This is a genomic window from Burkholderia sp. SRS-W-2-2016 (assembly GCF_001931485.1).
In the GTDB taxonomy this organism is placed as follows: domain Bacteria; phylum Pseudomonadota; class Gammaproteobacteria; order Burkholderiales; family Burkholderiaceae; genus Paraburkholderia.
This window is the reverse complement of record NZ_MSDV01000060.1, coordinates 14,888-39,399: the sequence shown is the minus strand read 5'-3', so window position 1 is coordinate 39,399 and position 24,512 is coordinate 14,888. Positions and strand designations below refer to the sequence as shown.

12 protein-coding genes are annotated in these 24,512 nt (G+C 60.5%); all 12 read right to left on the bottom strand.

The genetic code is table 11. The features are described from left to right. Window positions 1–107 precede the first annotated feature (107 nt). The 12 genes from BTH42_RS34380 to BTH42_RS25975 all read right to left on the bottom strand — a co-directional run bounded on the left by BTH42_RS34380 (window position 108) and on the right by BTH42_RS25975 (window position 24,510). Complete coding sequence (locus BTH42_RS34380; protein ID WP_083654915.1) at window positions 108–3,638, bottom strand: glycosyltransferase; 3,531 nt, start codon at window positions 3,636–3,638, stop codon at window positions 108–110. A gap of 161 nt (window positions 3,639–3,799) precedes the next feature. Then, window positions 3,800–4,846 (bottom strand): alginate lyase family protein, encoded by a 1,047-nt coding sequence (locus tag BTH42_RS26025; protein ID WP_178392239.1) that lies wholly within the window; start codon window positions 4,844–4,846, stop codon window positions 3,800–3,802. Between the two features lie 95 nt (window positions 4,847–4,941). Next, the gene (glf, locus tag BTH42_RS26020) at window positions 4,942–6,051 is read right to left on the bottom strand and encodes a UDP-galactopyranose mutase (protein WP_256702271.1); all 1,110 of its coding nucleotides are present in this window, start codon (window positions 6,049–6,051) and stop codon (window positions 4,942–4,944) included. 150 nt (window positions 6,052–6,201) lie between these two features. After that, window positions 6,202–9,258: an FkbM family methyltransferase gene (locus BTH42_RS26015; RefSeq protein WP_075304048.1), complete on the bottom strand. Its 3,057-nt coding sequence runs from the start codon at window positions 9,256–9,258 to the stop codon at window positions 6,202–6,204. After that, window positions 9,251–10,522, bottom strand: coding sequence for a UDP-N-acetyl-D-mannosamine dehydrogenase (wecC, locus tag BTH42_RS26010; protein WP_075304047.1), 1,272 nt, complete (start codon window positions 10,520–10,522; stop codon window positions 9,251–9,253). The genes BTH42_RS26015 and wecC overlap by 8 nt, the downstream gene beginning before the upstream one ends. Window positions 10,523–10,684: 162 nt before the next feature. Beyond that, window positions 10,685–11,857, bottom strand: coding sequence for a chain-length determining protein (locus BTH42_RS26005; protein WP_083654913.1), 1,173 nt, complete (start codon window positions 11,855–11,857; stop codon window positions 10,685–10,687). Further along, window positions 11,854–12,516, bottom strand: a complete 663-nt coding sequence (locus BTH42_RS26000; RefSeq protein ID WP_075304046.1) for an ABC transporter ATP-binding protein — start codon at window positions 12,514–12,516, stop codon at window positions 11,854–11,856. Before BTH42_RS26000 ends, BTH42_RS26005 begins: the two co-directional genes overlap by 4 nt. Further along, window positions 12,513–13,331, bottom strand: a complete 819-nt coding sequence (locus BTH42_RS25995; protein WP_075304045.1) for an ABC transporter permease — start codon at window positions 13,329–13,331, stop codon at window positions 12,513–12,515. Before BTH42_RS25995 ends, BTH42_RS26000 begins: the two co-directional genes overlap by 4 nt. 6 nt (window positions 13,332–13,337) lie before the next feature. After that, complete coding sequence (locus BTH42_RS25990) at window positions 13,338–14,507, bottom strand: polysaccharide biosynthesis/export family protein (protein WP_075304044.1); 1,170 nt, start codon at window positions 14,505–14,507, stop codon at window positions 13,338–13,340. Between the two features lie 24 nt (window positions 14,508–14,531). Next, window positions 14,532–15,863: an aminotransferase class I/II-fold pyridoxal phosphate-dependent enzyme gene (locus tag BTH42_RS25985; RefSeq protein ID WP_075304043.1), complete on the bottom strand. Its 1,332-nt coding sequence runs from the start codon at window positions 15,861–15,863 to the stop codon at window positions 14,532–14,534. Window positions 15,864–15,895: 32 nt separating this feature from the next. Beyond that, window positions 15,896–16,849 carry a UDP-3-O-acyl N-acetylglycosamine deacetylase gene (locus BTH42_RS25980; protein WP_075304042.1) on the bottom strand — a complete coding sequence of 318 codons (954 nt, stop codon included), beginning with the start codon at window positions 16,847–16,849 and terminating at the stop codon, window positions 15,896–15,898. Next, complete coding sequence (locus BTH42_RS25975) at window positions 16,819–24,510, bottom strand: type I polyketide synthase (protein ID WP_143752212.1); 7,692 nt, start codon at window positions 24,508–24,510, stop codon at window positions 16,819–16,821. The genes BTH42_RS25980 and BTH42_RS25975 overlap by 31 nt, the downstream gene beginning before the upstream one ends. Between the last annotated feature and the right edge of the window lie 2 nt (window positions 24,511–24,512).

The window sequence follows — 24,512 nt, the reverse complement described above, 5'->3', positions numbered from 1 at the left end:
TTACCTTTTCAAGATCCTTTGAGCTCGTTCAAACCTTCGTTGAACGAGCAAGCCGAATTTGTACGTCAGAACGATCAGATTCGGCTGAGTACCTTCCGATTGACTACTTAAGCAACCATCTCATTCAAGACAGGAAGTCTGGAAAGAAACCGCTCCTTGCGCCGATCAAATTCCTGATGCATTCCCGGCTCAATCCGGTCCTTTGCCCAGTCCAATAGATGCGTCGCAAATTTCACCCAATTTTCACGGACATCGGCGAACTCCGAATACGGAGTCAATCGCTCCTGCGTATATCGCAATGCCTCGAACAACCCCATGCGGCGCTCGTCCATGACATTCGTGATCTGTGCTCGCTCTGCAAATTTTTTGTGCGTGCACACCTCAACGTCCACATATCCGATCTTCCGGGCTGAAACGATACTCAACCAATGGTAAGGAATGTCGTTGTGAACAATCGTAGGACCGAAAAAGACGTTCGCGTCGTGCAACAACTGTGTGCGGATCACCCGGTTCCACGGATAGTTAATCAACGCCGACAACGTAGCACGCTGCTCGGAAACGCTCTGTTGAGATGAAAGCGCCGCCCACAATTTCGCGTCGCTGTCGAACATTCCACGCGACTTACCTTGATCCACGTAATCAATGCGGTACTTGAAGAACGTAAGATCGTCCTCGTTCGCGATCGCAGCCTTGACGGCGGACACGAGAGCTGCCGCGTCAATCGTGTCATCCGCATCGAGGAAATACGTATAGGTACCTGTGCAAAGCGGAATCAGCATGTTACGGGCGCGCCCGGCGCCGCGGTTCCCCTGCTGGAACACATGGATATTCCCGTGGTCGCTTTCGTAAGACTGCAGAATCTCCAATGTCCCGTCAGTAGAGCCATCATCGATGCACAAAAGGTTGTAGCGCAAACCGTCAAGCCGCAATACAGAATCGATTGTTTCACGGATCACATCGGCTGCGTTGTAGGCGGCAATAACGATCGTCAAGTCAACGTCAGGATACGCTTGCGCATATTCCGAACGCTCCGCCTCAACCTTCGGTGCAATATCGCCGGGCGCCGGAGCGAGTTTGTTAATACGCTCCGCAAGCTGGCCTAGTCGCTTCTTGATGAGTGATTCGGCGGCTGGCTGCGATTGCCGTTTGACGATCCAGTTCGCCCCACGCCAGAAGCGCCACAACTCATCCGCTACGACATTACCGTCAATTAGCGACGAACTACCGGCATCGACGAACTTGCAGATTGAATTGAGGTGACTCGTCATCGCAGAAAGCTTGTACGCGTTCGACGACATCGTCTGCCCTTCCCGACCCATCCGGTGGTAACTAACGAGTTGCGAAGTCACGATCACACGCTTGGCACGAGTCAGAACGAACCAATGCAACGGATTATCTTCGTAAAAGTAGTCGCCTTCCGGGTACGCAATATTGTGCTCCTGCATGAAGGAGCGCTTGTAAATTTTTCTCCACGGCACTGCCGAAAGACGCAGCAGGCTCGGCGTTTCCGCCGCATTCACAAGTTGATTCAGCGGTCCTTCATAGCGCTTGCCATCATACGCAGGCGAGACCACACGTCCTTCTTCGGAAAATGTGCGGAAGTCGCCGATCACCACGTCGGCATCGAAATCACCCGCCGTCGCAAGCATCTGCGCGAACGCCTCTGCGGTTACCCAATCATCGCTATCGATGAATCCAATATATTGACCGCGCGCCATGCGCAAACCAATATTGCTCGGTATACCCGCGCCACCAAGTGTGTTGTGCTCCAGATGCACCGCACGAATGCGGGCATCCTGGCTTGCATGCATATCGATGATCTCACGGCATCCATCCGTCGACGCATCATTCACGATGATAAGTTCGAAGTCAGCACAATGCTGATTGAGCGCCGATACGATTGCCGTGTCGAGATAAGGCGCAACGTTATACACCGGCATGATGATCGACAGCAGCGGACAATCTGCTGAACTGTTTTGCACGCGCAGGCTCCGCGAACCCTCAATCGTGTCCCGTGCAACCTTGGACGACTGCTTGCTGTCGGGCACGTTGGACTGGCCGCGCCGTTGCGCGCGCTCAATCATTTGAATGTTGAATTGTGCGTGCGAAAACAATTGGGAGTCGGGCTTGATGCTTCTGTATTCCCGAAGAGCATTGTGCAGGTCTCCACTTCTCCAGAGCCTGTTGCCTCGCGAAATGCATGACGTCACGCCCTCCAACGAGTCAGCATTCTGCGGTGCTACGCTAGCGGCAGACTGCTGCGCCGGCGTGGAAAGAAGCGCATCCGGCACCTTGAATGGACGCTGTGCAGCTGGAAAAGGCATATAAAGCAGTTCCTTCAACTTCAACGACGCATCACTTCCCTTACCGGCAGCCGCGACGTTTGTGGCATGCCACCGCTTCCAGGATCGAGCATATTCACTCCGAACTGGTGACCAACCTTCCTTGTCGTTGACATCGATTCCGTGCGTGGGATGATTGGTCAAACTGCCCGGGTGCGAAAGAGCCAGAGCGACCGGCATTGACATCACAGGAGCATTCTTCTCGCCGTACACCAGTTTGAGGCGCTCAAAGTACTCCGTATCAGCGGCAAATCGCACCGAATCCCAATAGCCAACGCTTTCAACCGCCTGCTTCGTGCGCAACATGAGCGTTGCGACTGCGATGTGTTGGTACACTCCGCCCCAGCCAGACTTGAAGAGGAAATGGCCTCGCTCATTGACTCGTAGCCATTGACCAACGACAGCAACGTGTGCGGGATTGCTCTTGAGATGATTTACCGCCCATGCCAGCCTGTGCGGCAACGCGAAATCGTCCGAGTCGTGAACGGTAAAGAATTCACCTCGCGCCTGCTGGAGCGCCTGATTCCGATTTACGTATGCGCCCTGATTGGACGTATTTTCCACGAATCTAATCCGGGAATCGCTCTGCGCGAGGCGCCGTACAATGCTGGCCGTGCTGTCCGAACTACAATCATCAAAAATCAGCAACTCGAAATTCTCGTGCGACTGCGCCTGCAGAGAACGAATTGCGAGTTCAACGGTGGCCTCGGCGTTAAAGCACGACATGTGAATGGAGACAAGAGGACCAGCCTCGCGCTTCTGGCTGGTAGCCTCCAGGTTCATGTAAAGCGCCTCGCTTCCCCTCATCTGCTTCGGAAGTAGCGTCAGAGGAGGCAATGAGTGGGCTTGCAGATATTGATTGACGCGCGTCAGCCATTCTCCCCACCATCCCTGGCGCGAAGCGGTCGATATCGAATTTGCGCGAGCCAACCACAGCTCTGCCGGAGTCTTCGAAGGCGCTACGTCAGCAAACGCCTGGTTGACCAACGCTTCATCGCCCAATGCGCTCACTGCATGGGCTACGCGCAAGCGTTTCTGCAAGTCGGTCGACACGTCCGAATGAATTGTCTCTTTCGATGCCAGTTTGGCGCCGCCATCCGATTGATGCCTCAGCGCTTCGCGCACGAGTTCGATCTGCTCTGCAAATTGCGGCTTCCATTGCTGCAGCAGTTCGTAGACCAACCAGGCGTCTACGTAGCTGCCTTTCTCAAAGAGCCTATTTGCAGCAACTGCGAGGGAGACTAATCCGGCGTCACCAAAAGGTTTAAGAGTTTCTCGTATCGACAATGCTGACATATCCAATAAGACCTTCGATTATTCCTGGCACTACAACAGTTTCTTTCGGACTGCGCGAACGCGGCAGTACACACCGCCAACGCTCTTTCCCATTCATCTCAAACGCGGCCTCGTCTCATCTGAGATGAGTGAGGCGGCGCTTTCGTCAACGACCGATGTGATTAACTTCCGCGCTTGACGTAATTCAGAACGCTTTCCCAGTCGACGAAGCGTTTGTGCTCCGATTCTCCACACGAAATCTGGAGCGCAACTTTGGCCGCGTTGGGATCAACACAACCGGCCTCCACGAATGTCGGACCAGCCTCGCACGTATCCCAATTATGGGGCATGTACTCCTTTTCCCCGGCTTGCGCGCGAGCTTTATCGAATTTCACTTTGGAGTGAACGAACTCAACATGCGTCTTTTCACCCAAAGCATATGGCTCGACAAAACCAACCGCTCGCTTCAGAGATGCACCGGAAGGTGCCTGATAGTGGTACCAGTCGTGATTTCTTTGCTGTGCGACGCAAGCCAATGTTAACAATGGCTGCATGCCATACAGCTGATAGTGCATTGCATCTCGCTGCCCGAAATCGGTAGTCTCACCATCAGGCAAGAAGCTGCGATCCATTTGTTCCTGAAATCCGTCTGCGACCACCTTCCAGAGTTCATCGTCATGAACCACCGTGGCAATCAACCCCACCATCTTGAGTCTGTGGCTTTGCCAATTTTCCGTACGGTGTCTAGGATCATTCCAGAGGACGACCGCGCGGTTGTGCAGCCACCCATCGACGAAGGCTCTGTTTTGGGGAGTAAATTTCGGACGAAGGACGTCATATGCCACGACCAACGGCTCAAGTGTCGTCTCGTTGATCGGATCGCCGTCTGGCCTGTTACTTTGGGCCCAAGCCAAAATGTACTGACTTCCCTTGGTGGCGTATCTCTCGTCCTGACTGACTAGCCACACCCATGCCAAAGCGGATATTTTCGGCATGTCCTTTAAGGCCGCGATGGTCCTGACTTTTTCCGGATTCGATTGAAGCTTGCCTTCACTCACCAGTTGTGGAACAGGATTGGGAGTGTCGTTCAGAGCCTGATTCGCCATTCTGAACAATTTCTGGTATTGACCGCCCGCTTCCGGATCCTGCCGGACAAGGTCCCGCAAAGCCGGAACCTGCTTTGCATCCAGGCTAACCGGCCCTGCCCATGCGGGTGAGAGCGACAACACGCAAACACACAGTAGACTCTGAAAAAGCCGAGCGACCATCAATGACGTAGTCCTATTATCAGAAATTAAAATCAGCGACCTCACTAGTCTCGAGATCACTCGGCGAGAGATACTGCCTTGTATTTCGCAAAAGCAGAACCAATTACCTGGTGCATGTCATAGTATTTATACTCTGACAGGCGACCACCGAAGATTACGCCGCTCTCTTTTTCGGCCAGATCGCGGTACTTCGAATATCTTTCGCTGTTCAACGCGTCGCCAACGGGATAATAAGGCACCTTGTCACTTGACCAGGCGGCCGGAATTTCCTTGGTAACAACCGTCTTTTCACTCTTGTTTCCGGGCGTGAAATGCTTGTGCTCAATGATACGAGTCCATGGCACATTTTCATCGCCATAATTTACCACTGCATTGCCTTGATAATTCTCGGTATCTTCGACCCAGGTTTCAAAGTCTAGCGTCCGGTATTCGAGTTCACCAAACTTGCCGCCAAAGTAGTCGTCAATTTTTCCGGTAAACACGACTTTCTTCGCCATCGCGTTCCATTTATCACGGTCTCCGAGATAGTCCTCTCCGAGCTTGACTTCAATGCCGTCCAGCATCTTTTCAAACATGACCGTGTAACCATCTTCCGGAATACCCTGGTAGGTATCGTTAAAATAGTTATTGTCCCACGTAAGGCGCACAGGCAGTCGCTTGATAATTGAAGCGGGGAGTTCCTTCGGATCGCGCTGCCACTGCTTCGCCGTATACCCGCGAATGAGTTTTTCGTAGATATCGGTTCCGACTTGCGAAAGCGCCTGTTCTTCAAGATTTTGCGGGTCGCGACCATCCAGATCGAGTTTTTGCGAGGCGATCTTTTTCATCGCCTCGTCTGGCGTAGTCACACCCCACATATGATTAAACGTATACATGTTGAACGGAAGGGAATAAACCTTTCCATCCGAAATCGAAATTGGCTGATTTCTAAAATTGTTGAATCGCGAAAAACGATTTACAAACTGCCAAATTCGGTCGTCATTGCAATGGAAGATGTGAGGACCATACACATGGACGTGGATACCCTCCCGCTCCTCGGAATAGCAATTCCCCGCAATATGATTGCGCTTGTCGATAACAAGGCACGTCTTGCCATCGTCTGCAGCCAAACGTGCGAATGTTGCACCAAACATACCTGCGCCAACGACCAGATAATCATATTTCACGGCCTTCTCCTCTTGCTGCCTTGCCATCATCATTAATCTATTAAACCAAGCCAATTTAGCTTATCGAATTTTTCACACAAGTTTGCTGCGACACCATGTTAGCGCGCTCACAACCAACTTCAATCCCGGCCAATCGCACCAAGCCTTTTATTAATTTTCCACTTTCGAATCCCGCACACCCAGAGATAGTTCGTTAATTCGATCCTTCAGCTCGCCGATTTCTTTCATCAACTTCAGCGGATGAGCATTTGCGAATCTTTCGCTCATATATGCGATATTCGCACGACGCAACAGCGGAGAATCATTCATCCACTCTTCTTTTTGCTCATAAATCCGGAGTACTCGATAGCCAAATTCCTGAAGAAACTGATCGATTTCCGCAAAATAAGTTTGCTGCGTTCCAGTGCGATTAAAACCAACCTCAATGTATAAAACATCTACATTTTGACCAGCCAGCAATTGGCGAGCACTGCGCAGCACGTCAAGTTCCTTGCCTTCGACGTCAATCTTGAGCAGGTTTATCTTTCCGTCGGTGAAGATTGTGGACTGTTTGTCCAAACTGACGCAGGACGCAGTAAACATATCGCCGGAGACATTGGCGGAGTCGATCTCTGGCGCGATAGCCTTTGTCATCGTTTTGGCAGGAACGAACCTGTGCGTCTCGTGTGCCTCACTCACTGCGAGGTTATACGTGTGCACGACTGGCTTGTCCATGCCCGCTGTCTTTTTCAACAACTGCTGATAGCTAACCGGATTGGGCTCGAAAAGATGCGCCTCGTGAATTCGGAATTTCTCGATCGAGCGATTGAACTTCATAAAAACGTTGCCCATGTAGGCACCGACGTCCACGTAGATGATCGATTTGCCATTAAAGAACAATTCCAGGTCGGCAATCAGATCATCAATGTCCGCATCACCGCGGGTTTCACTGCCCACCGAGCTGCGCTTCTGCTTTTCCAGAAGAGATTTTTCTTGCTCAAGCTTTGCTTTCTCTTCCTTCAACGTCGTCACTTGCCGATTACGGTCCTCGGCGAGCTTCTGTTGCGCATCACGGCCCGCTTGCAGAGCCGTAGTTTGCTGTTCGAGGTCGGTCTGCGCCTGCTTCACAGCCTGCAGTTCGACATTTCGCGCTTCAGCAACCTTCACCTGCGAGTCGTGCTTCTCTTTTAGAGCGACTTTGTCCTGCTCGAGTTTAGCCTTCGCCTGTTTCAGCGCTTCCATTTCGATCTTGCGATCTTCGGCAAGGCGTGATTGAGCATCGCGCGCTTCGCTGAGCGACTGCTTTTCCTTCCTCAACTGATTCGCGGCGTGTTTCAAAGTGTCGATTTCTTTCACGCGCTCGACAACGACAGCCGATTGCAGCTCGTACTTGACAGTCAAAGACTGCTTTTCCTGCTCCATCAGCGTTTTCGCGAGCCGCAGCGCTTCAAGTTCGCGGTGACGCTCCTCGGCGATACGAAGTTCAACCTGGTGCCTCACAGCGAGCACCTGCTTCTCGTCCTCAATGGTCAATTTCGACAGTTTGACGGCCTCGAGTTCGCGGGCCCTCTCTTGTGCGAGCTCGCGCAGTTTTTCGTAACTGGATTCGAGTGCGCGCTTGTCCTGCTCCATACCCGCAGCCGATTTTTTCAGCGCTTCGATTTCGGACGCACGCTCTGCCGCGTCGCGCACTCGTGTTTCCAGTTGCACGTTAGCACTTTGCAGTCTCTCGCGCTCGGCAAGAACCTGCTCCAGTTCTGCCTGAATCCGATGTAGATTCGCCTGCAGCGACTCGTTATCGGTGCTCTTCTGAATCGACACATCGAGCGCCTCGTCCACTTGCGTCTGCAGTTGTACATTAGCGCTTTGCAAACTCTCGCGCTCGGCACGAACTTGCTCCAGTTCTCCCTGAATCCGATGTAGATTCACCAGCAGCAGTTCGTTGTCGCCGTTTCTCTGGATCGACACATCGAGCGTATCGCGCACTTGTGTCTCCAGTTGCACATTCGCGCTTTGCAGACTCTCGCGCTCGGCAAAAACCTGTGCCAGTTCTTCCTGGACCCGATGTAGATTCGCCAACAGCAACTCGTTATCGTCGCTCTTCTGGATCGACATATCGAGCGCATCGCGCAATCTGGTTTCGTTTTGATCGCATTGCGCGACCAGAACCGCATTCTCGTTCTGTAATTGCGATTTTGCGCGCTTGATCGCTTCGAGTTCGCGATTGCATTCGTCCAGCAAACGAACCTGCGCTTCGTAGCGTGCCGACAGCGCAACCTTTTCCTGCTCCAGCTTCGCCTTCGACTGCTTCAGCGCTGCGACTTCGCGCGCCCGGTCGGTTGCGAGCCGGGACTGTTGATCACGTTCGTGAGCGAGATTGCTCAACTGCTTGTCAGCAGCCGCGCGACGCTCTGCAAACGCGGTTTGCTGCTTTGCTTCACTGTCGCGCGCACGCTTTGCTTCATTGCGAAGTTGTTTGGCCTGACGAGCCTCAGACTCGCTGAATTGAACGTCGACAGGCAGCAATTCGAGCATGGCCTCCGCCTCGACGACCTCACCTGCTTCATGCAGCCGGAACGCCAGCCACTTCAGACGAAACGACTTTGGATCGAGGTCATACGCACGGCGAGCCGCTTCCGCCGCATTTGCCCGATCGCCTTTTCCGAGGTGCCGTGCGAGTGCGGTATAGCCTTGGGCCTGCATCGCCGGAGCGACGGACCGTGTGCCCATCGCCTTTTCGACCGCGTTGAACCCACCGCTTTGCCACGCAGCGATGATCTTGCTGAAATCTTTGCCGCCCAGCGCGGCGGGCGGTGTCCGGCGAGTCGATTGACGCCATATCCTGACGAGTTTGCCAGGCATCGAAAGAAGTGAACCAGGTGCGTCCACGCCCTCAATCAGAATATTGCCTAGTCGGGCATTCAACGCGTGATTCGATTCACGTTCATGAATCCTCTTCTGCGCCTCGACGAGCGCCCGCAGACGTCGATTTTCCGCGTGCATTTCCGGCAGTTCATCGGCAACCCAAACGCTCGCGATGGTGGACGCATTCGCCGCACCTGACTTCGAATCGGCCGTCATTTTGGGGACAGCAGGTTCGGCCCTTGAATAATTGCGCTCCAACTCCTCCTGGGCGTGATGAAGCTGAACGAGCAACAACTCGTTTTCCTGCTGAAGTTCCGTGACTCGGGATTCGAACTGTTCGTTAGTACCAGTATTGTTAGCCATGTTTCTTCTCCCAGACGCCGCGGGTATCGATGAGTTTTTGAAAACGAGTCAATTGCGGAGAGATGTTCTTGAACTGCGAGTGGTCGACGAGCAACACAAGGACACTCGCGCGCTCGATCGCGGCGCTCAAATCCATCTGCGCAACGCGACGGTCTGTCAGGCATTCAGGCAGACTTTCCAGATTCGGTTCGACCACAAAAACCTTGCCTGCATGACGATCTGCCAACGCCTCCGCGATATGCAGCGCCGGGCTTTCCCGCAAATCGTCGATGTCCGGTTTGAACGTAATACCGAAGCACGCAATGCTGATGTCCGTCGCCGTCATCCCGTGCGTTTTCAGTTCCGCAATTGCTTCATCGACTTTTTCAAGCACCCATTGGGGTTTTGTATCGTTGACGGAGCGCGCGGTCGCGATCAGCCTGGCCGTTTCCGGCGCATTGTTCACAATGAACCACGGATCGACGGCAATGCAATGACCGCCCACGCCACAACCCGGTTGCAGAATATTCACGCGCGGATGCCGGTTTGCAAGACGGATCAATTCCCACACATCGATGCCCTGGTCGTCGCAAATCATCGACAGCTCGTTGGCGAACGCAATGTTTACATCGCGGAAACTATTCTCGGCCAGCTTGCACATTTCGGCCGCACGCACCTGTGTCACCACGCATTCGCCGTGCACGAACGACTTGTAAAGCGCGACCGCTGCCTCCGAGCATTTGTGCGTCATGCCGCCGATCACCCGGTCGTTGGCAACGAGTTCGTGCACGATGCGCCCGGGCAACACCCGCTCCGGACAGTACGCGATGCGAATGTCGGAATCGTTGCCGGCCTGCTGGGGAAATATCAGGTCGGGACGCATCTCGGCCAGCCATTGCGCGAGTTTTTCCGTGGTACCCACCGGCGACGTGGATTCCAGAATGACGAGATTGCCTTTTGCAAGCACTGGCGCAATCGATCTGGCCGCGGCCTCGATGCAGCTCACGTCGGGCTTCTGCTCGGATGTCAACGGCGTCGGCACCGCGATCACGAACGCATCGGCGGGCTCGGCTTGCATGGTTGCGCGCAAATAACCGGCGCCCACCGCCGCCTGAACCAGAATGTCCAGTTCAGGTTCGACGATATGAATATTTCCGCGATTGATGGTATCGACGACATATTCGGAAACGTCGACACCGACCACTCGCATCTTGCGCGACGCGAACAACGTCGCCGTCGGCAAACCGATATAGCCCAGACCTATTATTGATATTGTATGCAAGATGCGTTCACCAGAATTTCGCGAATGCGCTGCGATGCTGCGCTGTCACACCGACCTTTTTCCCGACGCCCCGGTTGTTGTTCATCACTTCGACCCGAGGCGCCATTCGGTCGCCTGCGGTCGATGCTCCAACGACAGCCGGGGTACTTATTGCCTTTACCGACCTCAATCTACGTGATCGAGAATGATGCTTTCGAGCAGTTTGATCATGCCGATCAATACCAATGCGATCAGCAACGTAACGAATGCGTTGTAGATACGCCGCGGTTGCATCGGATAGCCTGGCATGGTGGGCGATTGCAGAATCGACACCATCTTCAGCGTTCGTGCTGCATCCATACGGCCTTGCTCTAATGCCGAAAGCGCGGTTTTGTATAGATCCTGCGCGAAAGTCACCTGCAACTGCAGCTGCTGGAATTCATCGATCGTTGAATTCAGTGTCTTGCTCGTCGGCGCCGCCAACTCGGCACGCTTTTGCGAAATCTGCTGATCCAACGCCGCGAGATTCTTCTTGAGCATCACTACCACAGGTTGATTCGGGCTCAGATTCTGCGGCAACGCGGCAAGCTGCGTCTGGACATCCGCCTTCTGCCCCTCCAGTCTCGCGATCAACGCATTGATGCTGTCCGCTGTCGACGCAGGCGCGACCAAGCCCTTCCGGTCCTGGAACGCCAGCAGGTTTTGCGATGCGTCCATGAGACGATCGTGCGCGAAGGTAACCTGCTTCTGCAAAAAGTCCACCTGAGACTGAGCGAGCTGGTGGCCCAGTGCGTTCATATGCTGCTCGCCGAACTCGACCATGAGGTCCACGATGGCTTGAGCGGTTTTCGCGTCGTAAGCTTGCACCTGAATTCGTACAACGCCGCTGTAGTCGTCGTATCCCACATCGATGCGATTGAGCCAGTACTGATAGAACCACTCCGCCGGCGCATCCTTGAACCACATACGCGAAATTGGATCACGGTGCCAGTTGCTGTAGTGCGCTCGAAGGTCCAGCTTTGCATCGATCTTTGCAAGCATGTCCTCCGAAAGCAGATATTCGAGCAATAGCAGCTGGTCGGCGGCATTGGCCCCTCCGACTGTGGAAAGCGCTACCGGAAGCGCCGCGCTCGGACCGCTAATCTGGTCCGTTCGTTGAATGATTACCGTCGCCTGAGAAACGTAACGATCGGACGCGATAAATAGCCAATAGGGAATGGATACGATCGCAAGGATCATCACCAACCGCATGATCAACTTGAATATGCGAACGGAAAGCAGTGCGCTTTTTGCTTTTTCGACGGCGGCAGCCCACCCGTTGCCGGTTCGAAAACTTTCAATTGCCAGTGGTTCTTTCATGGGAGAAGTTTGGCCTTATAGGCTTGCAGTCCATCAGCGAGATCGTCGAACCAGTGCGCGTGGCCCTCGTCGATCCAGATCGCCGACTGACAAAATTGTTTGAGTGTGGCCTCGTCGTGAGAAACCATAATTATGCTGGCTTTTTTGGCCATTCCTCTGAAGGCTTCGGCAGCTTTCTTTCTGAAACGAGCGTCGCCCGCCGCGGTTACCTCGTCAGAGATATAGACATCGAAATCGAACGCCAGAGATAGCGCGAATTGCAGCCGCGAGCGCATACCGGACGAATACGTGTGCACGGGTTCGTCGAACGAGTCGCCCAACTCGGCAAACTCCTGAATGAACGCCAGACGACTCGGAAGCTCGTCCTGGTGACCATGAACGCGGCAAACGAATTTCGAATTTTGTCGCCCCGTTAGCGTGCCTTCCAGCCCGCCTCCACCCATCGGCCATGAAACACGACATAACCGCGTGACTTTCCCTTTAGTTGGAAAATCAATGCCGCCGATGATCCGCAACAGCGTGGACTTGCCAGCGCCGTTGTGACCGATCAGGGCCACACTTCGACGCGGCGGGATCGTCATGGTGATGCCCTTTAATACCCATTTGCCGGCGCCGTGCTCAGTCAGGTAGCGCTTGTGGACGTTTTCGATCACTATCACCGCATCACCAACATTCTGAAATAGCGCTTATAGAGCGCTAACCCAACGAACATCAAGCCCAACGCCCAGGCGTAGAGATAAGCGAGACTGACGCCCTCGAGAGCGTGATAGGTCGGAAGAAACCCCAAGCGCATCAATTCGAGTCCGTTGACGATAGGGTTCGCAACGAACAGATACTGATAGGGTGCGGGCACGTACAGCGCAATCGGAAGCAGTGCACCGGAAATATAGTAAAGAGGCAGATAGATCAGTTTAAAGATGTGATCCAGCTCTGGAGCAAACCTCATTGCGACCGAGGTAACGAGACCAAAACCGAGTCCCAGCAGCCACAGTCCGACGAAGCTAACGATAACCAGCAAAGGATCAGCAGGGAGCAAAGGCGGATTCACCGCGTCACGCGTCATCCCGTGGCCGGTCGCTGCTGCGAGCGCAAAAATAATGAACGAGATCGGCAGCATCAGGAACATTTCAAGCGCAGCTCTTACGATCGCGACATCAAATGGCTTCACTTGCCGATAGGCAAAAAATGCCTTGTTCGAGTCGATACCGTGCAGCACCTGCGTCCAGGTGCGGCGCCAAAGAAGAAAGCCGCAGAATCCGGCGATGATCCACATGTTTATCGCCATCCCTCCGACCTGGCGAATGTGCATCGACTCGAAGCCGAACGCGTGGAGCGAAATGTAGATAATTGGCTCAATCAATAGCCAAAGCCACGCCGCCCGCGCCTCAAACAGACGATCGAGCGCCTCGCGCAAAAACATTGCACGCCAGACCGAAAACGTGACCTCGAACGGTGTACGAACTCTGACAGTCATAACCCGTTACTGGAAATCACGAGTAAACGCGACCGTTGGATCGGCAACCAGCACCACATACGTCAGGAACTTGCGGAACTCGGCGCCAGGCGAATTCGTCACGTAGATCACGTCGTGGTTCTGAACCGGGAAATTCTGCGTGACGAGGAACGCCGACGGATCGCGCAGATTGATTTCGTAGACGACAGGCACTTTACCGTTGGCCGTCTTGACCGAGGCGTCCTTGTTGTCCACCAGCTTCGCGTCCTCGAAGCGGAATACGAACACGCCGCGCGCATCCGCGCGGTTGTCGTTCAGGCCACCCGAACGGGCGAGCGCCTGCGCGAGCGAAATGCCCTGCGCCTCGAACGGAATTTCGTCGTTCTTGCCGGTCGCGCCGAGCACCGAGAACGTGTGCGGCTGGAACAGCGCGGTCACCACGTCGCCCGGCTTCAGTATCACGTTCTGCTTCGGATCGCGGATCACGGAGTCGAGCGCCATCGTCGCCGTGGTGTCGCCACGCGAAAGCTGCACTGCCATGTGGCTGACCGGCTGCTTCAAACCGCCGGCAAACGCGATCGCATCCAGCAGACGCTCGCCCTTCGGCGTCAGCGGCATCATCGCGCTTGTATTGACCTCGCCGACGATGGTCACATTCGACGCATTGTTTTTCTTGACCGCAACGAGTACCTGCGGCTGATTCGCCTTGCCCTTCAGATGGCTGACGATGCTGGACTCGATCTGCTCCGTGGTCCGGCCAGCCACGCCGATACGGCCCGCAAACGGAATCGAGATCGTGCCGTCGGCGGCAACCATCTGGGCCGGCAGCGTAACGCTCGTCGATGCGCCGCCACCCGGCGACGGCAGCGAAACCGGTGCCGACGAACCGAACAGCATCGCGGGCGGCGTTTCCCAGATCGTCACCTCGATGACATCACCCGGGCCGATCACATAGCTGTTGGCAATCTTGCTCGAAAAAGCAGCCGAAAACTGATCGAGTTGCTTCGCCGCAGCCAGCTTGCGCGTCACCGCGTCGTTGACATCCACCAACTGGATACCCTCGATACCCGGCGCGCTGCTCACTTCCTGAATCTGCTCGCGACTCGCGCCCGATCCAGGCAACCACGCGGGAAACGTCCCGCACCCCGAAAGCGTCAACACCACGGGCAGACACACTGCCAGAAAATTCTTCTTCATTGACCTATCAACTCAAGATTCGCTTCAACCCGCAGCCAACCGCGCCACCGCCGCCACCGTCCGGCTAATCTGCTCCGCCTCATGCGTCGAACAGATAAAAAACCGCAACCGCGCCGCCTTTTCCTCGACGGCCGGATAAAAGATCGGCTGCACGTTGATGCCTTCTTCGAACAGCGCATTCGCCCACTGCGCGGCCTTCACCGAACTGCCGGTAATCACCGGCACGACCGCATAGCCCGCGCTCGTGCCGACATTGAGCCCGGCCGCGCGCGCTTCGGCCAGAAACTGATGCCCGCGCGCACGCAACTGCGCAACCCGCTCCGGTTGTGCGCGCAAGCATTCCAACGCCGCAAGCGACGTCTCCGCAAGCGCCGGCGCAAGGCCCACGCTATATAAAAACCCCGGCGCAAGATTGCGCAGCATATCCGCAAGCGGCTGACATCCAGCGATAAATCCACCGCAGCCCGCGAGCGTCTTGCTCATGGTCCCCATCCACAGATCGACGCGCCCGGACGCGACATCGCAGTGCTCGCGAATGCCTCTGCCCGTCGCACCGAGCACGCCGAGCGAATGTGCTTCGTCGACCAGCAGAAACGCGCCGTGCCGCTCCTTCACGTCGCAAAAGCGCTGCAGATCGGGAAGGTCGCCGTCCATGCTGTACAGCCCTTCGATCGCGACCAGCACGTTGCGATACTCGCCGCGCACGCGCGTCAGCAATTCGTCGAGCGCCTGCCAATCGTTGTGCGCGAAACTCAGACGCTTCGCACCACTGAGCTGCGCGCCCTGCACGATGCTGTTGTGCGCGAGCGCATCGTGCACGATCAGATCGCCGGGCCCGAACAGCGAGCCGATCACGGTCACGTTGGTCGCATGGCCGCTCACGAACGCGACGCAGTCGTCGGTTTCATAGAAGTCGGCGAGAGCCCGCTCGAGCTCGCGATGCACGGGCCGTTCGCCCGCCACGATGCGGCTCGCCGACGCCGACGTGCCATACCGGTCGATCGCGGCCTTCGCACGCGCAGCAATAGCCGGATCGCCCGCGAAGCCGAGATAGCTGTAGTTCGCGAAGTTCACGTACTCGCGACCGTCGATCCGCGTCGTCGCGCCCGCAATGCCGTCGTGCACGCGAAAAAACGGCGACTCGACCCGCAGCGTCTCGCCCAGTTCGCGCATCAGCCGGACTTGCTGATACTGCGGCATCGCTTCGAAGCGGCTGCGCGCGGAAAGTGTCTGCGCAGCCTGTACCGCCCGCGCATCCGGCACGCCGGGCGCGGCGCCCGCATCGGTTGCACGTTCCAGCTGGCGCTTCAGTGCTTTCGCCGCCAGTTGCTGCCGCAGTGTGTCTCCGAGTCCCATGTATTCGATCCAGCCTGTATGTGCGGCGCCGCTTACGCGTGCGCCTCGACCCACTCGTACGCGCCGGGCGTGCCCAGCAACGCGGCGAGCAGCCGGTAGTTCATTTCATGTGTCGGCCGCCGCGCGCTCACGTGACCGAGCAACGGCGCGCCCGCGAGCGCGAGATCGCCGACCAGATCCAGCACGCGATGCCGGACGAACTCGTCGGGCTGGCGCAGTCCGCCGACCACCCGCTTGCCGACGATCGCCGCGGTACACGAGAGCCGCGCGCCGCGCAGAATCGGCCAACCACGCAGATAGCCGACCACGATCGCGGGCACCGCCCATTTGATCTGTCCATACGAGCGCGACGACGCGATCTCATCGGCGAACGCGCGCGGCGTGAGCGTGCCGTGCCACTCCATGTCGCCGAAACCTTTGAGGTCGTTGTTATGCACGCTGAGCGCATAGTCGTCGGCCGGCTCGACCCGCATCTCGCGACGCGCCGCGCCTTCGCCGTCAGCGACGCTCACGCTTTTGAGCACGCGCAGGAACAGCTTCGGCTGCGCCAGCGCGGTACGCCCGCACGCGCGCAGCGCGTCGATCCAGGGCTGCGCGCTGCCGTCGAGAATCGGCACCTCTTCGGCGTCGAGTTCGACGACCGCGTGATCGATCTCGCACGCGAGCAGCGACGCGAGCAGATGCTCGACCGTGCGCACGCCGAGGCCGTCGCTGCCGTGCAGCATCGTGCACAGCGGCTGGCCGCGCCGCAGCGCCGGATCGGCGGCGACCGTACCGAGCGGGCGCCCCTTGTGAATGCGGCGAAACACGATCCCGTGCCGCTCGCCGTCGAGCCGCGCCGAAGCGGCCGGAAGAATGCGCACGTTCACGCGCCGTCCGGTGTGCAATCCATGTCCCGACAGTTCGAGCGGCCGCGCGAGCGTGCCTTCGCTCGCCTGCCAGCCCGCGGGCAGCTTTACTGCACGAACGCCGACGTCGACTGACATGACTGGTCTCCTTGTTGATCGTTCGATTGACCGGCATTGCCGCGATTGCGTTCGAGCAGCACGCGCGCCTCGTCTTCGCCCAGCGCGTGGCGCGCGGCCAGCGCGGCGACCGCGTCGGTCGCATCGTTCGACGCACCCTGGGCGCCGTCGCCCGCACTGTCGTCGAGCATGTCGACGATGCGCACGGCGAGCGTATGCACGGTCGCGCCTTCGGCAATCGCCATGATCGACAGCTTCACGCCGAACGATTCCTCGACCGCCATCCCGAGCTCCATGCCCATCAGCGAGTCCATCCCGAGTTCGAGCACCGAGCGGTCGAGCGCGACGCGCTCCGGCGACATGTGCAGAATGCGCGCGATGTGCGCACGCAACGCGGTCTCGACGAGCGCGACCGCTTCGGCCTTGGGCAAGCCGCGCAACTGTTCGAGCAGCGCGCCGTCTTCGCTCGTCGTCTCGGTGCCGCCGCCGGCTTGCAATGCCATGTAGCGGCGCGCCTGCGCCGCGGGCATCCCGCGCGCGATCGCCGCCCAGTCCAGACGCACGACCGCTTCGCCGGCCGCGCCGCTCGCCAGCGCGCGCCCGAGTGCCGTCAGCGCTTCGTCGGAGGTAATCGACGCGCCGCCGATGCGCGCCTGCAGCGCTTCACGCGTCACGCTGTTGCGCGCGAGGAAGCCGACGTCCTCGATCGGCCCCCATGCCATGAAGGTCGCGGGCAACCCGGCCGCACGGCGATGCGCGACCAGCGCTTCGAGGAAGCTGTTGGCCGCCACGTATGCGCCCTGGCCCGGATTGCCGAGACAGGTCGTCGCCGACGAATACAGCACGAAGAAGTCGAGCGCGCAACGACGCGTCGCGCGGTGCAGATTCCATGCGCCGGCCACCTTCGGTTCGAGCACGGCGAGCATGCGCGCGTCGTCGAGGTTGCGCAGCAGGCCGTCGTCGATGCGCATCGCCGAGTGCAGCACGCCCTTGAGCGGCGTGCCGCGCGCCTCGATGCTGTCGATCAGGCGATCGAGCGCCGCCGCGTCGGTCACGTCGCACGACGCCACGGTCACGCTCGCGCCATGCGTGTCGCGCAAGCGTTCGAGTTCCCGCTGCCGGGTCGCGTCGAGCGCGCCGCCGCGGCTGGCGAGCGTCACGTGACGCGCACCGCGCGCGATCATCCAGCGCGCGCTCGCGTAGCCGAGACCGCCCGTGCCGCCGACGACCAGATACGCCGCCTGCGGATCGAGCCGCGGCACCGGCTGCGCGACGCCACGCGTCGGCGCGGGGGTGCCCGAGCCATAAGTGACGAGCACCTTGCCGATCTGGCGTGCCTGCTGCATGTAGCGGAACGCCTCCTCCGCGCGCGCGGCGGGGAATGCGCGATACGGCAGCGGATGCAGCACGCCGTCCTCGAACAGCGCCATCACTTCCTCGAAGAGTGGCGTGGTGAGTTCGGGCAGTACGCCCATCAGCTGGTCGGCGTCGATGCCGAAATAGCTGATGTTGTTGCGGAACGGCCGCAGACCGATCTGGCTGTTCTCGTAGAAGTCGCGCTTGCCGAGTTCGAGAAAGCGGCCGAACGGGCGCAGCGTATCGATACCGCGCACCATCGCCTCGCCCGCGAGCGAGTTCAACACGATGTCGACGCCTTCGCCGTTGGTGCAGGCGCGCACGTCGTCGGCGAACGCGAGGCTGCGCGAGTCGAACACGCGATCGACGCCCAGCAGGCGCACGAACTCGCGCTTCTCGTCGGCACCGGCGGTCGCGAACACTTCCGCGCCAAGGTGACGGGCGATCTGGATCGCCGCGATGCCGACCCCGCCCGCGCCGCCGTGAATCAGCACGCGCTCGCCGCGGCGCAGCCGGGCCAGCTCGCACAGCGCGTAGTACGCGGTGAAGAAGGTGGTCGGAATCGTCGCGGCCGCTTCGAACGAAATCGCCGCGGGCTTGCGCGCGATCGCGCTAGCACGGGTGACCACGTGCGTCGCGAACGAAGCCGGCGCGAAACCGAGCACCGCGTCGCCGGGCACGAGGCCTTCGACGCCCGCGCCGACCCGCACGATACGGCCCGCCAGTTCCATACCGATCGTCGCGCCCGCGAAGCCGGTTTCGACCGCCTCGTCGGATAGCAGGCCCATCGAGTACATCACGTCGCGGAAGTTCAGACCGGTGGCCACCGGCGCGATCTCGACTTCGCCGGGATTCAGTTCGCGCGCCGGCAATGCAAACCATTCGAGGTTGCGCAGCGAACCGGGCATGTCGAACGCCAGCACCGCGGGTGCCGGACCGGCCGCCCGCTCAGCGGTGAATGCGTCATGCGGCGCCTGCCGCTGCGCCGTTTGCGCCGGCAGCATGCGCGGCACGTAGCGACCCTGTGCGGTAAGCAGCACTTCTTCTTCGCCGTCGTCGTGCAGCAGCGCGTGCGCCAGTTGCGGCACCGCCTCGCTAGCGGCGCCCGCGACGTCCAGCAGACGCAGCGCAAGCGCCGGGTATTCGTTCGCCATCACGCGACCGAGCCCCCACAGGCTCGCCTGCTCCGGTTGCGTCGCCGTGGCGGGCCCTTGCACGAACGGTGCGCCGCCGCGCGTGATCACGCACACGCGCGCCTGCGCGGCGACGCCGGCCGCATCGAGTTCGCGTGCGAGCGTGGCGAGCGCGAGCGCGCCGCCCTGCTGCGCGTGCATCACGTCGGCGCCGCTGGCGTCGTCGAGCGCTGCGAACGGCGCGACGAACACGATCTGCGTTTGCGGATTGCCGCGTTCGATCGAGGCAGCCGCTTCGCGCACGTTCGTCGTTGCCACCCGGCAGCCGCGACGCGCGAGTTCCTGCGCAAGCGCGGCGCCGAACGCGTCGTTGTCCGCTTGCACGAGCAGCCACGGCTGTTGCGCGGCCGGGCTGGCCTGCAGCTGTTGCGCAACGTCAGGCTTGCGCGCGACCAGCAGCGTCGGCGTGCCTTCCAGATCGAGATCCTGCTCCAGATGACGCGTGATGTCCTGCAGACCGGCGCGCTCGCACAGCGACTGCAGCGCGGCCGGCGCGAGCGCGCCGTAAGTCTGGGCCGCGACTTCGTGACCGGCGGTGCCGAACACGAGGTCGGAGAAACGGCTGCGGCGCGCGTCGGCGAGCACCACGATGCCGCCCGGCGCGAGCCGCCCGGCAATCGCCTGCAATGCGGCGAGCGGTTCGGCCTGTTCGCCGAGCATCCGGTTGACGACGATCACGTCGAACGGCGCGGCGTCGCGGCAATGCGCGAACAGCGCGTCGTTTTCGCCGAGCAGCAGCGTCTGCACATGGCTGTGCGCTTCCGCATCGAGCGCGGCAAGCTGCTGGTGGGTGCCCGCGAGCACGTGCTCGCACTGCGCCGCCGGCATGCCGAGGTCGAGCGGCTGAAGCACGTCGCCGCTGGTTGCGCCGATTTCCAGCACGCGCAGACGACGCTTGCGCGGCCACGCTGCCAGCGCCTCCTGCGTGCATGCGGCGAGCAGCGCGCGCGCATGCGACCACGTCGGCGACGCGTCGAAAAATTGCTCGACGAGGCTGCGCCCGGTCGGCGACAGCAACGCCGGCGCGGCGTCGGCACTGTCGCGGAGCACGCGCGGCAACGCCGCACCGACGTGCGCGAGCAGCGTCAGTTCGGCAACGTGCGCCGGCGAACTGGCCAGCACGTCGCGCCACAGCGCGTCGAGTTCGGGCATCGCCGCGCAAGCCGCGTCGTCGCGCACCAGACGCTCGCCTTCGAAACCGGCGAGTCCGTCTTCCACGACGATCTGCGCAAGGCGCGCGAGCAGCGGCGCGTTGGCCAGCGCGGGCAGCTTCGGCTGCGCGAACGCGCCGATCGCATCGAGCGCGTGCAACGCATACAGGCCCGCGAGCACGTCGAGCAGCGGCAATGTTTCGGTCAGGTGATTCGTGCGCTGCGCGCTGCCCTCGGGCGACGCGACACGCGCGCTCGCGCGCTCGAGCAGCGCAGCCGGCGCGGGCAGCGCGGCAGCCGTGAAGTCTTCCGGCAGCGGACGCGCTTCGAGCGCGTAAGCGAAGCGCGCCGGCGCGGCATGGCGCCGGCCCGTCAGGTCGACGCGGCGGAACCGGCACGCGGACAGGCGCGCGACGATCGCGTTAGTGGCGTCGAGGAATTCGAACGACGCGACGATCGAATGCGGGCTGCGGCGCTGCACACGCGCGAGCACGCGGCGCACCGAGTCGCCGCGCAGATAATCGACGCGGCCGATCTGAACCGGCACGAAGGCCGCTCGCGCGTCGCTGGTCGCCGCGCCGGCCTGGCCGAGCACCGCGAACAGCGGATGGAAACCGCTATCCATCAGCGCGGGATGCAGCAGCCAGCCGGCCAGCGCCTGGGCGCCGCCCAATGCCTTCGGCACCGCCAGTTCGGCCAGCGCATCGTCGCCTTGCACGTGGACCTTGCTCACCCAGCGGAACGCCGGACCGTAGCTCAAACCGATCGCATTCGTGCTTGCGTAGAGCGCGTCACCGTCCATCGCGGAGTTCGCTTCGACGCTCGCCAGCACCGACTCGTCGGCCACGCTCCGCGCATCCAGCGTGCTGCCGCTTTCGAGCAGACGGCCCGTCACGTTGAGATTCCACGGACCATCGCTCATGCGTTCGCGCGTTTGGATCGTAAACGACGCGGTGCGCGCATCGATCACGAAGCGGAACAGCTTGCCGTGCTGCGGCTGGAACACGACCGGCATGCGAATTTCGAGGTTCTCGAGCGCGACTTCCGCGGTGCCGAAAAACACCCGCGCCGCGGCCAGCGCCATTTCCACATAGCCGGCGCCCGGGAACGCGACGCCGCCATCGACGACGTGATCGGCGAGCATCGGCACGCGTTGCGGATCGAGCTGGTTTTCCCACCCGAACGCATGTTCGTGCAGGCGGTAGCCGAGCAGCGGATGATCGACGCGCCGGTTCACGAGGTTGTAGCCCTCGATGGTGGCGGTCTGCCAGTAGCGTTCGCGCTGCCACGGATAGGTCGGCAGCGTCGTCTGCGAGCCCTGCGGCGCGAGCGGCACGAAGCGGTCGAGATCGACGCGCGCGCCGTGCGCGACCGCCGCGAGGATCGAATGCGCGAGCATCTGCGCGCTGTCGTGATGACGCTTGAGCGTCGGCACGACCGCTCCCGCGAGATTGCGGCTCGCGAGGGTCTGCTTCACGTAGTGGCGCAGGATCGAGTGCGGTGCGATTTCGATGAACATCCGCACGCCCTTGTCGGCAAGACGCGCGAGCGCTTGACCGAACCGCACCGGCTCGCGGATGTTGCGCCACCAGTAACCGGCGTCGAGCGCGGTACCGGACAGCGTGTCGCCGGTGACGGTCGACACATAGCGCCTGGTGCCTTCGCGCGGCGCCAGATCGGCGAGACCCGCGCGCACCACCGGCTCGATCACGTCCATGCGGCTGCTATGGAACGCGTAATCGAGATCGAGCACCTGGAAGAAGCTGCCGTCCGCGGCGAGCGCCGCGCCGATCGCTTCGAGCCCCTCGGGCGAGCCGGCCAGCGTGACCGCTTCCGGGCTGTTGGTGCCGGCCAGTTCGACCGTCTGCGTGAGACCGAGACGGGCGATCAGATCGCGCGCGTCGGCTTCGCCAACGCCCACCGCCGCCATCTTGCCGGTGCCGCGCGTCAGACCCTGCGCGCCGCTGCGAATGCGGATCACGCGCACCGCCTCGGCGAGCGTCAGCGCACCGGCGGCCCACGCGGCCGCGATTTCGCCGACGCTATGGCCGACCGCCGCATCGCAATCGATACCGCGCGCTTCGAGTGCGCGCGTAATGCCGACCTGGATCGCGAACAGCAGCGGCTGCGCGTTTTCCGTCGCCGCGAGCCATTCGGCGCTCGCGCCCGCGCGCAGCACGTCGACCAGCGAGTCGCTGCCGTCGGCGCACCACAGCGCGTCGACTTCGTCGAGCGCCGCGCGAAATCCCGCGTCTTCCGCATAGAGCTGCTTGCCCATGCCGGCCCACTGACAGCCGTTGCCCGCATAGACGAACGCGACCTTGCTGGACGCCGCCACCGCCTGGCCTTGGGCGACGTAAGCCGGCAGCGCCTGCGCGGACGAGTCCGCAAGCATCCGCAGCGCGTCGCGGCCCGCTTCGAGATCCGGCGGTGCGATGACCGCGCGCTGCTCGTGCCATTCGCGGCGACGCGCGGCGCCGGCCGCGAGCGCGGCCCAATCGGCGCCGCCCTGCAGGCGCGCGAGGTAGCGCGCGGCGAGTGCGGCAAGCGCAGCCGGCGAGCGCGCGGTGAGGACGAGCGGCGCCAGCGGCGCATTCGCGTCCGCCTCCGCGTCCGCCTCCGGCGCGCTGGCCGTGGCAGGCGTGGCAGGCACGGCAGGTGCGGCAGGCGCGATGGGCGCGGACACGCCCCCCGCCTCGGCGAGCACGACGTGAGCATTGGTGCCGCCGAAGCCGAACGAGTTGACGCCGATCGTGAGCGGCGCGCCGTCGCGGCGCGCGAGCGGCGTGAATCGGTCGACCACGCGCAGGCGGCCGCCTTCGAAATCGATCGCGGGGTTCGGCTTTTCGAAATGCAGCGAGCGCGGCACCGCGCCATGCTTCAGGCACAGAATCGCCTTCAGCAGGCCGGCCATGCCCGACGCGGTTTCGAGGTGTCCGAGGTTGGTCTTGACCGAGCCGATCAGCAACGGATCGTCGGCCGGGCGAGCGCCCGAGACCGCTTCGATCAGCGCGCGCGCCTCGATCGGGTCGCCGACAGCGGTACCCGTGCCGTGCGCTTCCAGATAGGCGAGCGAGCGCGGATCGACGCCCGCGCGGCGATACACCGAGCGCAGCAGGTCGGCTTGCATCGCCGTCGTCGGCACGCTGATGCCGCCATGCGAATGGCCGTTTGAATTAACGCCTGAGCCGGCGATCACCGCGTGAATCGTGTCGCCGTCCGCGAGCGCGCGCTCGAGCGGTTTGAGCAGTACGAACGCACCGCCTTCGGCGCGCACATAGCCGTCGCCGGTTGCATCGAATGCACGGCAGCGGCCGCGCGGCGACAGCATCGACGCCTTCGAAAAACTCACGAAACCAAACGGGTGCAGCAGCAGATTGACACCGCCCGCGAGCGCCATTTCGGTCTCGCCCGACTGCAATGCCTGCACGGCCTGATGCAGCGCGACGATCGACGACGAGCAGGCGGTGTCCACCGACATGCTCGGCCCGCGCAGATCGAACAGATAGGACACGCGATTCGACGCGATGCTGAGCGTGTTGCCCGTCGCCGAGTACGCATCGATCCAGTTCAGATCGTCCATGCTGCGGTTGCCGTAGTCCATCGCCGCGGCGCCGACGAACACGCCGCAGTCGCGCCCGCGCATCTCCGCCGGACGCACACCGGCGTCCTCGAACGCTTCCCATGCGAGTTCGAGCAGCAGACGCTGCTGCGGATCCATCTGGTTTGCCTCGCGCGGCGACACGCCGAAAAACGCGGCATCGAAGCCGGCCACGTTATCGAGCACGCCCGCCGAGAACGTGTAGCTCTTGCCCGCTTCCTTTTTGGACGGATGCTGGTAGAACGCCGTGCCGAATCGATCGGCAGGCACGGCGGTCACTGCGTCGCGCTCATCGCACAGCAGTTGCCAGAAGTCTTCAGGCCCAGTCACTCCGCCGGGAAAGCGACACGCTATCCCAATAATCGCAATTTTTTTTTCAATCA